This window comes from Streptomyces sp. NBC_00667 (genome assembly GCF_036226825.1).
Lineage (GTDB): Bacteria > Actinomycetota > Actinomycetes > Streptomycetales > Streptomycetaceae > Streptomyces.
The window spans coordinates 4,967,136-4,979,764 of the sequence record NZ_CP109022.1 but is presented as its reverse complement, the minus strand read 5'-3'; the positions used below and the strand labels follow the sequence as shown (position 1 = coordinate 4,979,764).

Genomic DNA, 12,629 nt, shown 5'->3' with positions numbered 1-12,629 from the left:
CCGCTCCACGCCATCCCCCGATCACAGTCGTGAAGCCTGCCGTCACTCTAGCCAGTTCACCGCGGGGCCCCAACACCGGTACTGCGTAGCGCCGGTGAACCGGTAGGCGGTCACCGCACGGGGCGTCGGCGCCTGCGGGCGTCGCGCATGACGGTGGCGGTACCCGCGATGACGGCGATGAGTACGACGGCGGTTCCCAGGGCGTACGTACCGAACCGCTCCTCCCGCTCCTGCACGGTCTCGGTGAGGTGCAGCCCGGCCGCTTGGGGCGCGGCCGCGGGCGGCGGGCCCGGGTCCGGGACGGGGGCCTTGGGGGCTTCGCCGTCCTGGGTGAGGGCCCGTACCGGGTCGACCACGCCCCAGCCGACGTAGTCGTCGTGGCCGTTCACGGAGCGTTCGGCGGTGTTCTCGATCTGCCAGACGATCTGCTGCACGCTCCAGTCCGGGTGCGCGGCCCGCAGCAGGGCGGCGACTCCGGCGACGTAGGGGGCGGAGAAGCTCGTGCCGTTGTCCAGGCACTGGCCGAAGCCGGGGACGGTGGAGACCATGTCGACGCCGGGGGCCGCGACGCCGATGAAGTCGCCGGGCTGGGAGAAGGCGGCCCGCTCGTTGTTGCGGTCGGAGGCGGCGACGGCGAGGACCCCGGGGAAGGCCGCCGGGTAGGTCTTGCGCTTCTGCCCGGTGAGGCCGTCGTTGCCGGCGGAGGCGACGACCACGACCTTCGCTTCGATGGCCCGCTGGACCGCCTTGGCGAGGTCGGAGTCCGCGCTCAGCGGGACGTCGGTGTCCTGGGAGATGTTGATGACCTGGGCGCCCTTGGACACCGCGTGGTCGATCGCCTGGGCGAGGGTGGCGGCGTTGCCGTTGCCCTGCCCGTCGTTCTGCCGGATCGGGATGACGGTGGCTTCCGGGGCGAGACCCACGAAGCCGGTGCCGGCCTGGGGTCGGGCGGCGATCAGGCCGGCGACCCTGGTGCCGTGACCCACGGTGTCGTTGGTGCCGTCACCGCCCTTGGGGTCGACGAAGTCCTTGCCCGCGCCGGTGTCGAGGGCGCCGCCGAGCTGCGGGTTGACCCGGTCCACGCCGGTGTCGATCACCGCGACGCGGACGCCCTTGCCGCGGGTGCGGGCCCACAGGGCGTCCAGGAGCAGCCGTTGCAGGGCCCAGGGCCGGTCGGCGATCTGCTGCTTCATCGGGAAGGTGCACTCGCCCCCGCCGGCGAGGGACAGCGCGCCCGGGGACCCCGGGGCGGCGGGGCCCGTACCGCACGCCGCGACGAGGGCCAGGACTGAGCTCAGGAGCAGGCTCCGCACGGCCGTGGCGCGGCGCCCGGACGGTTGCTGTGGCATCGGCGGCATCCTCACGAACCCTGCGGCTGACGGGCGGAGTTGGTGTCCAGGCGCGGCCCCTTGGAGAGGAACTCCGACCAGGCGATGGGCACCATGGCCGGGGTGACCCCGCCGTAGCCCAGCCGGATCTGCGCCTGGCTCGCCTCGGGCCGGCCGTCGCCCGCGCCCGGCTGCTTGGGGCCGCCGGCGCCGATCCCGGACTGCTCCGCGTCACTGTCGCCGTTGGCCTGGACGGCGTACCGCAGACCCGTGTCGGTGACCAGGAACGTGGAGCCGCCGGCCGTGGTCTGGCGGCCCTGGACCTGGGTGTAGAGCAGGCCCGAGCCCGGGGTGACGTACGCGCCGGTACCGCCGGCGGTGATGTCGACGGGGAAGCCGGTGCCCGCCCAGGTGCTCAGCGTGGGGTTGCCCTGGCCGTCGACGGAGCGCAGCACCGCGCAGACCGTGTCGCGCAGGGCGGCGCCGGACGCCGGGCCGGGGGCGGCGGTCACCCGGTTGACCTGGGAGACCCTGCGCTGGGGCCACTTGGCGTCGTTCTTGAACGGGGTGGCGTCCGGGTTGAGGGACTGCAGGTCCACCTCGTGGGCCTTGCCGTGCATGTCGAGGCCGTCGGCCGCGGGCGCCGAGATCAGCAGCCAGGCCACGAACTCCGAGACGGGTGCGACCCGGTCGGGCAGGACGACGTAGTACTGGGTGCCGGAACCGGTCTGGGCGGTCAGCACCATGCCGACCTTGCTGTCGGCGGTGCCCAGACCCTGCACGGCGGCCTTCTCGCCCGCCCTGCCGGGCAGTTGCGGGAAGGCCAGGTCGTCGCCGGGGGTGAGGGTGGCGAGCCACTGTTCGGTGACCGGCTGGGGAGTGGCGCCGGTGCCGACCAGGGCCGTCGTGATCGTCGCCGCGTCGGCGTTGCCCTCGGGGAACCGGTACTTGGTGCCGGCCGCGTCGACCAGGTAGCGCTCCTTGGCGCCGCCGGTGTTCTGCACGTACAGCACCTGCGTCTCGGTGGTCTTGCGGCCGTCGTCCATCAGACGCGCCTCCCGGTCGGCGAGGACGAACGCGGCGGTCTGGACGCCCTTGCCGTTGCCGCCGGGCTGCTGGCAGACGGCCCAGCGCTTGGCCTTGCCCGCGTCGGCCGGGGCGGGCAGCCGGTCGGGGGCGTAGGGGATGCCTATGATCGGGCCCCGCGGCGGCTTGCCCGCGTCAAGGATCTTGTCGTCGATCTGGACGACCTTGAACTTCGCGGGATCCAGCAGCAGTCGGGCGGACGCCAGGTTCAGCACGGGGTGCAGCCTGGTCTGGTCCTTGCCGTTGACCTTCGTGGTCAGGACCACGTACCGGGTGGTCGACTGCTTGCCGACGATGACCTGCGTGCCGGGCTCGTCCCAGCCCTTGGGCGCCTGCGGTTTGAACATCCCCCAGGCGCCGAAGCCCGCGACCACGAGGGCGCCGACCACCAGGCCGGGGACCACGGCGCGCAGCGGGCGGGGCGCGCCTTCCTCGGTACCGGTGGCGGAGGGCTGGAGGAACGCTGCCACCGTGCGCCGCTTCGCGAAGGTGTACGCGTTGAGTTCATCACGCCGTGATGCCATGACCGCCTGCTTCTCGCCGCACGGCCCGGCGGACTCCCGTGCCCCGGGCCTCGATGATCGGACCGGGGACCTACTATGCCTCTTGACGGACGGTATGCACGGCCCGGGTAGGCTCGGTCGGCCGCCGCGCGGCCTGCGGACCGGCGCGGTCAGGGCTCTTCGGGGCGGATCCGGCAGACTTCGAGAGGGCGGCGGCGACCCGCCGCGCCGCAGCGTACGGGGCCCGCCCCCGGGATGGGGAGGTGCGCGAGTGACGGCCACCGCGACGCAGCCACGAACGGCCCCGGCGGCACCGGCCACACCGGCGCGCACCGGGGTCACACCGCATCCGCGGTCCACCCCGGGCCGGTTCGGGCCGTTCCGGCTGCAACAGCTGGTGCTCCTCCAGATCGCGGCCGCCGCCCTGCTGGTGGCCTGGGTGGTGGAACCGCTGCTGCTGGTGCCCGCCGGGGTACTGGCGCTGGTCCTGGTGCCGCTCGCGCTCGTACGCCGGCACCAGCGCTCCCTGCCCGAGTGGATCGGGGGCGCGCTCGCCCTGCGCACGCGGCGCCGCCGGGCCGCGGCACGCTCCGTACCGGCCGGCGTCGAGCCGGGGCTGGCTCCGCTGGTCGAGGCCGAACCCGCCCTGCGGACGCTGACGTTCAGCGACCGTGACCGCCGGCCGGTCGGCATGGTCGGCGACGGCACGTTCCTGACGGCCGTCGTCCAGGTGGACATGGACGCCACCGCCCTGCGGCCCGACCGGGGGACGCGCCCGCTGCCGCTGGGGCTCGTCCGGGACGTCCTCGAAGTCGACGGGATCCGGCTGGAGAGCGCCCAGTTGGTGCAGCACACGCAGCCGGCGCCCGCCCCGCACCTGCCGCCCCAGGCGATGGCCACCCGCAACTACGCCCCGCTCCAGGCCAGTACGGGCGCGCCGGCGGTACGGCTGACGTGGATCGCGCTCAAGCTCGACCCGGAGCTGTGCCCGGAGGCGGTCACGGCGCGCGGCGGCGGACTGGGCGGCGCGCAGCGGTGCCTGGTGCGGATCGCGGACCAGCTGGCGAGCCGGCTGACCGGCGCCGGGTTCCGGGCGGTGGTGCTGACCGAGCAGGAGCTGACGGGCGCGCTGGCCACGTCCTCCTGCGCGAATCCGATGGCGATCACCCAGGCCGGCCGGTCCTCGGGCACGGGCCGCCGCACGGAGGAGACGGCGCGCACGTGGCGCTGCGACGACCGGCGGCACACGACGTACTGGATAGGCCGCTGGCCGCAGTTGGGCGGGGCGGGCGCGGCGGCGCTGCCGCAGTTCGTGGCGCTGCTCACGTCACTGCCCGCGCTCGCGACGAACTTCAGCCTGACGATCGCCCCCGCCGAGCGGCAGGGCGTGACGCTGACCGGGCACGTTCGGGTGACGGGGCGCAGCGACGAGGAACTGGTGGCCGCCCGCCGCGAACTGGAGCGGACGGCGCGCGGCATCAGGACCGGGCTCGTCCGGCTGGACCGCGAACAGGTACCGGGCCTGCTGGCCTCGCTGCCACTGGGAGGAGCACGATGAGGGGCGGTTTCGGGCTGATCGGGCCGCGCCGCGAACGGCACGTGGTCCCGGCGGCCGACCTGGACGCGCTGGCCCTGCCCGTCGCCGACGACGGCGTCGTCATCGGCGTGGACGCCGAGGGCCGTCCGGCGGTGCTGGGCGTCAACCGGCCCACGCCGTACGAGGTCACGCTGATCGGCGGCCTGTGGACGGCGCAGGTACTGGCGCTGCGCGCGGCGGCCACGGGGGCCCGGGTCGCGGTGGAGACCGGGCGCGGGCAGGCCTGGTCGGGGCTGGCCCAGGCCGCTGGCGGCGGCCAGCAGTGCGTGACCCTGCACGATGTGGGGCGGGTGCCGCCGCAGGGCGCGTCGGCCGGCAGCCCGGTGCTGGTGGTCCGGGACTGCGGGATGCGGCCGCCGCGCGGGCGGGTGGTGGCGGGGCCCTGGCAGTCGGTGCTGACGCTGCTGCCGTACCTGAGCCCGGCGGCGCCCCGGCTGATGGGCAACGCCTCGCTGGTGGGGGTGCAGCGGGTGTCGCCGGACGAGGCGGGGCAGGTCGGCCGCCTGATGCACCTTCCGCGGGCGGCGGTGGAGTCGCTGCCGACGCTGGGTGACGGGGTGACGCTGTGGTGCACGCCGAGGGACCGCAAGTTCGTCATGACGCAGGGCACGGACACCGAGACCGGCCTGTTGGGCGCCGCGCGGCGGATCGACTGACGGCCGGGGCGGCGGCGCCGTGGGGGCCGTGAGCCCGGACACGGGGTCGGGCGGGGCGACGCGGCGCGATTAGGCTGAGCGTGGGCGCGGCGTCGAGGTGGGCGCCTGACCGGTGTTCGACAGACCAGGAGGACTCAGTGAGCGGCGATCGGAACGAGAGGCGCGGCGGGACGTGGGACGTCCCGACGGACGATCAGTCCGATGCGGAGCCCGAGGTGACGGGCGAGTTCACCATCGACTACACCCCTCCGGCCTGGTACACCCAGGGTGCGGCGCAGGCTCCTGCCGCGTCCGTGCCGGGGCTGCCGGAGGGCAGCGGCTTCGAACCGCACCGCCCGTCGGACGTGACCTCGCCGCCGACGATGCGGATCGCCCCCTCGGCCCCGCGTACGCCGTCGGCCGACGCCGTGGTGCCGCCGCAGGTGTTCACGACCGCTCCCCCGGCGGCACCGGCCGACCGGGCGCCGGTCGCCACCGCCGACCCGGTGGCGGCCCCGGCGCCTGCTCCGCAACAGGGGCCGCCGGCCGCTCCGGCTCCCGCCGCGGACCAGGTGGCCGTTCCGGCTGCCGACCCGGCTGCGGTGGCTGCTCCGGCTCCCGCCGCGGACCAGGCGCCGGTCGCGGACCAGGCACCGGTCGCGGACCAGGTGCCGGTCGCGCCTGCGCCTGCGGCCGAAGACGCGGCCGCGCCGGCGGTGTTCACGATCGCTCCCCCGGCGGTCCCGGAGCCGGTGTTCCCCCCGGCGCCCGCTCCCGCGCCGCCGGTCGCCCAGGCACCGGATCCGGTGGTCCCCGCCGCTCCGGCCCCCGCCCCGGACCCGGTGGCCGCTCCCGCGCCGGTGGAGCCGACCCCGCCCCAGGCGGCGGCCCCCGCTCCCGCCCCGGTCGACGCGGCTGCGGCAGATGCCGTGCCGCCCGTACAGCTGTACCGGACCGCCACGCCGCCCGAGGGGACACCCGTGCCCCCCGCCGCGTACGCCCCGGCCCCGCCCGGGCCCTACGCGCCGCCCGCCACCCCCGCGGAGACCGCCGTACCCGCCGCCGAGCCCCCGTTCGCCGAAGCGGGGGGCGGGCTGCCGGCGCTGCCGCCCACGTACCAGGCCCCGGACGGCTACGGGTTCCCGCCGCCGGCCCCCGCTCCGGCGCAGCCCGCGCCGCAGCCCCAGCCCGCGCCGCAGCCCCAGCCGTCGCACGACCCCCGTTCCGGCGGCCAGTGGCCCCAGCCCCCGTACCAGGCCGGCCCGGCCACCGGCGGGGCGCCGCTCGGTTACACCGCCGCCGTCGAGCTGTCCTCCGAGCGCCTGCTGCGCGCCAAGCAGAAGCCCAAGCCCGCCCGCTCCGGCTTCCGCTTCGGCGGCAAGGCCGCCGAGGCCGAGCGCCTGCGCAAGCTCGAACTCATCCGTACCCCGGTCATGTCCTGCTACCGCATCGCCGTGATCAGCCTCAAGGGCGGTGTCGGCAAGACCACCACGACCACCGCGCTCGGCGCGACCCTCGCCACCGAGCGCCAGGACAAGATCCTGGCCATCGACGCGAACCCGGACGCCGGAACCCTCGGCCGCCGCGTCCGGCGCGAGACCGGGGCGACCATCCGCGACCTCGTCCAGGCGATCCCGTACCTCAACTCGTACATGGACATCCGGCGGTTCACCTCGCAGGCGCCCTCCGGCCTGGAGATCATCGCCAACGACGTGGACCCGGCCGTCTCGACCACGTTCAACGACGAGGACTACCGCCGCGCCATCGAGACGCTGGGCCGCCAGTACCCGATCATCCTCACCGACTCCGGCACGGGTCTGCTCTACTCCGCCATGCGCGGCGTCCTGGACCTCGCCGATCAGCTGATCATCATCTCGACCCCCTCCGTGGACGGTGCGAGCAGCGCCAGCACCACCCTCGACTGGCTGTCCGCACACGGGTACGGCGACCTCGTCTCCCGCTCCCTCACCGTCATCTCGGGGGTCCGCGAGACCAGCAAGATGATCAAGATCGAGGACATCGTGCAGCACTTCGAGACCCGCTGCCGCGGCGTCGTCGTGGTGCCGTTCGACGAGCACCTCGCGGCCGGCGCCGAAGTGGACCTCGACCTGATGCGGCCCAAGACCCGCGAGGCGTACTTCAACCTCTCCGCGCTGGTCGCCGAGGACTTCATCCGCGCCCAGCAGCAGGCCCCGCAAGGCCACTGGGGAGCGCCCCAGCCCGCCGCCCAGCCGCACGCCGCCCCGCCACAGCAACAGCCGCCGTACCAGCAGCCGCAGGCACCCCAGCCCTACGGCCAGCCGTACCCACAGCCCGGCCAGCCCTGGCAGCCCGCGCAGCAACAGCCCCCGCAACACCAGCCGCAGCCCGGTCAGCCGCCGCGCGACCCCCGGCTGGGCTGACCCGCCCGCGCCGGCCCCGGCGTGCGAAAGGGCCCGTACCGCCCCAGAGGGAGGTACGGGCCCTTTCGCGTCGTCCGGGCAGCCGCTCAGCGCTGCGCGTCGTAGCCTTCCGTCAGCACCCGGGCCCGCTTCACGTCGTCGGCGATGGCCTCCAGCAGCCCGTCCAGCGACTCGAACTTCGCCATCCCCCGCACGTAGGCGAGGAAGTCGACGGCCACGTGCATGCCGTACAGGTCCAGCCCGACGCGGTCGATCGCGTACGCCTCCACGGTCCGCTCGGTGGCGTCGAACTGCACGTTCGTGCCGACCGAGATGGCCGCCGGCATCCGCTCGCCGTCCGCCGTCAGCCAGCCCGCGTACACCCCGTCCGCCGGGATCGCGGTGTGCGGCTGCGTCTCGACGTTGGCCGTCGGGTAGCCGAGCTCCCGTCCGCGCTGCGCCCCGCGCACCACGACGCCCTCGACCCGGTGCGGGCGGCCGAGGATTTCCGCGACGCCCTCCATGTCCCCTTCGGCGACGAGCCTGCGCGCGAGCGTCGACGAGAACGGCACGCCGCCGCCCGCCTCTCCCCGCACCACCAGGTCCACGACCTCGACCTCGTAGTCGTACGTGGCGCCCAGCTCGCGCAGGAAGTCGACGTTCCCGGCGGCCTTGTGGCCGAAGCGGAAGTTCGGGCCTTCGATGACGGCGCGTGCGTGCAGCTTGTCGACCAGCACCTTCACGATGAAGTCGGCCGGGGACAGCTGGGAGAACTCGGCCGTGAACGGCAGGATCAGCAGCGCGTCGACGCCCAGCTCCGCCATCAGCTCGGCCCGCCGCTCGTAGGTGGCCAGGATCGGCGGGTGGCTGCCGGGGCGCACGACCTCGCTCGGGTGCGGGCTGAACGTCACGACGACCGACGGCACGCCGAGTTCGCGTGCCTGGGCCACGGCCCGTCCGATGATCAGCTGATGGCCGCGGTGCACTCCGTCGTAGGAGCCGATGGTGACGACGCTGCGTCCCCAGTCATCGGGGATGTCCTCCAAGCCACGCCAGCGCTGCACTGTGACCGCTCCTCGCCCGAACCCGTGGGTAGACCCTGTACTGATTGCCGATTGCAGGTCTAAGACTGCCATGCCACCCGCCGCGGCCCCGCATCGGCGTCGGACTCGCGGCCTTCCCCGCTCAGGTGATGTCCGGGGCGCCCCGCCCGAGGGTCTCGACCGTGCGCCGGGCGCCCGGCCCGAGCAGCGCGGCAGCCTCCGCCGTCGCCTCGCCCAGCCAGCGCGCGGTCACCGCGCCGAACGCCGGGTCCGCCCGTGACAGCTCCACGGTCCGCTGCTCGAACAGCGCGGGCCCGCCGGGGAGCCGCAGCAGTTGCCGGCCGGTACGCCTCAGCAGGTCACGGGTGCGCCGGTGCGGGCGGTCGGCGGCCCCGGACGCGACGGCCCCGAGGAACGCGTCGAGGACCGCCGGATCGGTCTCCTCACGCAGCAGTACGTCGGCCAGCTCGGCCCGCAAGGGGTACGAGGGCTCCCCGCCGGGCGCGGCCAGCACCGCGGCCAGGGCGGCCCGGACCGCCGTCGGCGCCGACCGCAGCAGCTCCAGGACGAGGGGGCGCAGCACGGGTTCGGCCGCCGGACCCTGCTCCAGGCGCCGGTCCACGAACGCGGCGGCGTGCGGGGCGTCCGACGGGCACCGCGCCAGGTGCCCCCGTACGAGGTCTCCCGCCCGCCGGGCCAGGGCCGGCGTGGTGAGCGCGGCCAGGGCGCGCAGCACCTCCCCGTCGGCCCGGGCGCGCAGGGCGGCGAAGACGGCGTCCGGATCCGGCAGCACCGGCAGGGCCGCCACCAGGGCCTCGGCGGGAAGCCGGGCGCCGCACCCGGGGTCGCGGAAGCAGGCCAGGGCGTCCGGCAGGTAGCGGGCGCGCACCTGGGGGTCGCGGAGCAGCGTCGCGAGGGCGCCGCCGTGCAGGGCGGCGTCGGCGGGGCGGGTGAGCAGCGCCTGGGCGGCCCGGCGCAGGAGCTCCCGGTCGGCGGGGGTGCGCACGTGCAGGGCGGTGGCCTGGCCGTAGGCGGCGGCCGCGACGCGGCGCCCCGGCTGCTCGTCGTGCGCCCAGCGGTGGACGGCCCGGCACAGTGCGGAGGGCTCGTCCTCGGCGAGTACGGCGAGCAGCTCGTCGGCGCGGGGGTGCGCGGCGGTGACGAGGGCCTCGGTGAGGTCGTCCACGGCGAGCCCGCGGTGGGTGTGCAGCAGGGCCTGGGCAGCGGTGGCCACGGTCGCGCCGGGGCGGCCCCGCAGCCGGCGTTCGTCGCCGAACCAGGCGCAGAGCAGGGGCTGGACGTACCGGGGGTCGCGGACCAGGCGGCGGCCCGCGGCTTCGAGGTAGCGGTGGTCCGAGGGCAGCAGGCTGCGCAGCAGGTCCAGCCGGTCGGGCTCGGGGAGCCGGAGCCGGTTCCAGAACCGGCCGTCGAAGTGGCCGGGGTCGCCGGGGTCCCGGACTGCGCACCCCCGCCCGGACAGGTGCTCCGCGAGGGCGTGCAGGACCGGCAGGTGCGGCGTGGCGTCGGGAACTCGCAGCAGGGTCTCGCGCAGCAGCCGGGCGGCCCACCAGGCCCGGTCCCCCTCCGGGGCCGGGACGGTGTCGGGGGCCGGGACGGTGTCGGAGGCCGCCACGGTGTCGGAGGCCGGGACGCCGTCGGGGGCCGAGACGGTGTCGGGGGCCGGTCCGAAGGCGTTCAGGGCCTCCAGCAGCCCGGTGAGCACCTTGCGCGCCTGGTCGGGCGGGAGCCTGCGCAGAGCTTCCAGGACGGGGCCGACGCGGTGGCGGGGCACGGGCGGGCCGGTGGTGGCCGGCCCCCGGTGCACGAGGGAGTCCAGCGCGGTCGGCACGTCGAGGCGACCGGCCTGGAGCCAGTCGGAAAGCTCCTCATGGGCGAAGCGGTAGCCGGACCCCGAAGGGACCAGCAGCCCCTCGGCCAGCGCGGCCGAGGCCCAGCCGGTGCGCCAGGGGAACAGCTCCTCGAAGGCGGCCCGGTCCAGCCTGCCCTGTCCCGGACCCAGGCACCGCCGGGCGGCCTCGTGCACCCGTCCCGAGACGCGCGCCGCCAGCCGTCGCACCCCGGGCGCGTGCACCCCGGCGCCCTGGGCGTCGGCGGCCGAGGCGGCGATGCGCACCGCCACCCGCAGGGCGAGGAGGTCCAGGTGGGCGGCGAACACCTCGTCGCGGCCCGGACGGCCCCCGGTGGCCCCGGCGGCCCGTACCCCGGCCAGCAGGCGCAGGGTCAACGGGTGCCGGGCGTCGGCCTCCCGGACGGCGTCGTCCGGGATACCGAGGCGGGCCCGCAGGGCAGCGGCCTCGGCCCGGGTCAGGTCTGCGACGGGCAGCGCGGGCGGCAGGCCTGGGGCGGGCCGCGCGGGGCGGTACAGCGCCTCGGGCGGGTAGAGGGCGCCGGCCCGCTCCCAGAACTCGGGCCGGGCGACGACGACCAGCCGGGCCCCGATCCCGCCGAGCCACCGGGCGGTGGCAGCCGTCCACGGCCCGAGGCCCTGCGCGAGTCCCGGCGGCATCTCCTCGGGCGCGTCCAGCACGACCACCAGCCTCCGCCCGGCCCCGGCGGCCAGCACCGCCACCGCCTCTCCGGACCCGCCCCACGCCTCCGCGGCGGCCGCCCCGGAACCGCCCGTACCCCCGGGCGCAGCCGCCTCGCCCGACCCCCCGACCACGGGCCCCGCCCCCGGCGTACCGGCCCGGGCCGAGCCCTCCGCGGCACGGGCCGCCCCTGCACCGCCCCGGGCGAAGTCCCCCGCCGGCGTGGCGCCACCGGCCCCTGCCCGGACACCGGCACTGGCACTGGCACCCATACCCGCGCCCACGCCCGCGCCGACGCCCGCCGCCACGATCCGTCCCGCCCCGGCCAGCGCCCGCGACACCGCGTCGGCCAGCGATCCGTCGCCCTCCCGGAGCTCCGCACCGCGCAGCCACAGCGTCGGCGCCGGGCGCTCCCCGCGCGCCCGGGCGGCGGCCAGGGCGCCGAGGGCGGTGGTCCGGCCGGTGCCGGGGTCGCCGACCACCCCGAGCACGAGCCGGTCCCCGGCGGTGAACGCCTCGAGCTCGGCGGCGATCCGGGGGCGCGCGACGGGACCCGGCCCGCCCGGCCCCGTGCCCAGCACCGGCCCGAGCGTCGTCCCGGTGAGTTCCAGTGCGCCCGCGAGGTTCAGTTCCGCCCCGTACCCCGGCACGGTGGCGGCGTTGCGCTCCAGCACCGCACGCAGCGGGCCCCCGCCGTCCGCCCCCGCCGCCGCGCGCAGCGGCACGGCGAAGGTGCCCCCGGCGACCACGACCGCGAGCACCGCCCCCGTCGTCGCGTCCAGGACCGGTGCTCCGCAGGCTTCACCGCCGCCCCGCAGGGCGTCCCGCCCGTCCGTCCCGATGGCCAGCTCCACCGCGGCCGGCAGCCCGTCGCACCGCTGCCCCGACCGGTGCACGACCTCCGCCCCGGCCGCGAGCACCCGCGCCTGGCGCCAGCCCCGCGCGGGCAGCCGTACGTACGTACCGGGCTCGACCACCTCGCGCCGGGCCGCCGGCAGCGGGCGGACCCCGAGCCCGTCGGTCCGTACGAGGGCCAGCGCGAGCCCCGGCAGGGCGGTCACATCGGCGGCACCGGCGAGCCAGGTCCGGCCCCCGGGCCCGTGCAGGACCAGCCGGTCCGATCCGTCGACGGCCTCGTGACCGGTGATCACCGTCCCGCGGTCGTCGGCGACGAAGCCGCTGCCCCGCACCCGCCCGGCGAGATCGCAGATCGTGACGAGCTCCGCCATTGCCGCACCACTTCCCGCCGCTTCCGTGCTCCGACGGTAGGCAGGTGAAGATCAGCGGCAAAAGCACACGAGGCGAAAGCGCCCCCTTGTGCTCCCTCCATTCACTCCGAGCGCCTGCTCGGACGGGTGAATAGAGGGCCCCGGGTGGATAAACACCTACCCGAGGGGGTCGTGGAGCGGTGAGCAGCGTCCATGTGCGCTCACCGCTCCACGTCAAGGCATCAACCTCAGGCATCAGACATCAGGCATCAGCCGTGCAGGGTCAGGCGTGAGGCGTC

7 protein-coding genes are annotated in these 12,629 nt (G+C 76.2%); 3 read left to right on the top strand and 4 right to left on the bottom strand.

Translation table 11 applies throughout. The annotated features are described in order from the left end of the window. Window positions 1–110 precede the first annotated feature (110 nt). Together mycP and eccB are read right to left on the bottom strand one after the other, a co-directional pair. Entirely contained in the window at window positions 111–1,349 is a 1,239-nt protein-coding gene (gene mycP, locus OHA81_RS23170) for a type VII secretion-associated serine protease mycosin (RefSeq protein WP_329198804.1), read from the bottom strand. 11 nt (window positions 1,350–1,360) lie between these two features. Beyond that, a complete protein-coding gene (gene eccB / locus OHA81_RS23165) occupies window positions 1,361–2,938 on the bottom strand; it encodes a type VII secretion protein EccB (protein WP_329198802.1) in 1,578 nt (525 codons plus the stop codon). Between the two features lie 250 nt (window positions 2,939–3,188). Here eccB and eccE point away from each other — a divergent pair, with 250 nt between their 5' ends. The 3 genes from eccE (at window position 3,189) to OHA81_RS23150 (ending at window position 7,551) form a co-directional block, all read left to right on the top strand. Further along, the gene (gene eccE, locus OHA81_RS23160) at window positions 3,189–4,475 is read left to right on the top strand and encodes a type VII secretion protein EccE (RefSeq protein WP_329198800.1); all 1,287 of its coding nucleotides are present in this window, start codon (window positions 3,189–3,191) and stop codon (window positions 4,473–4,475) included. After that, a complete protein-coding gene (locus OHA81_RS23155) occupies window positions 4,472–5,170 on the top strand; it encodes a hypothetical protein (protein WP_329198798.1) in 699 nt (232 codons plus the stop codon). The genes eccE and OHA81_RS23155 overlap by 4 nt, the downstream gene beginning before the upstream one ends. 137 nt (window positions 5,171–5,307) lie before the next feature. Beyond that, complete coding sequence (locus tag OHA81_RS23150; protein ID WP_329198795.1) at window positions 5,308–7,551, top strand: SCO5717 family growth-regulating ATPase; 2,244 nt, start codon at window positions 5,308–5,310, stop codon at window positions 7,549–7,551. Window positions 7,552–7,637: 86 nt separating this feature from the next. Here OHA81_RS23150 and OHA81_RS23145 read toward each other — a convergent pair whose 3' ends face one another. Together OHA81_RS23145 and OHA81_RS23140 are read right to left on the bottom strand one after the other, a co-directional pair. Then, window positions 7,638–8,594, bottom strand: coding sequence for a bifunctional riboflavin kinase/FAD synthetase (locus OHA81_RS23145; protein ID WP_329198793.1), 957 nt, complete (start codon window positions 8,592–8,594; stop codon window positions 7,638–7,640). Between the two features lie 121 nt (window positions 8,595–8,715). Continuing rightward, a complete protein-coding gene (locus OHA81_RS23140) occupies window positions 8,716–12,351 on the bottom strand; it encodes a serine protease (protein ID WP_329198791.1) in 3,636 nt (1,211 codons plus the stop codon). Window positions 12,352–12,629 lie beyond the last annotated feature (278 nt).

Coding starts and splice junctions, on each gene's coding strand:
- mycP (WP_329198804.1), bottom strand. CDS start 1,349: ATGCCACAGCAACCGTCCGGGCGCCGCGCCACGGCCGTGCGGAGCCTG.
- eccB (WP_329198802.1), bottom strand. CDS start 2,938: ATGGCATCACGGCGTGATGAACTCAACGCGTACACCTTCGCGAAGCGG.
- OHA81_RS23155 (WP_329198798.1), top strand. CDS start 4,472: ATGAGGGGCGGTTTCGGGCTGATCGGGCCGCGCCGCGAACGGCACGTG.
- OHA81_RS23140 (WP_329198791.1), bottom strand. CDS start 12,351: ATGGCGGAGCTCGTCACGATCTGCGATCTCGCCGGGCGGGTGCGGGGC.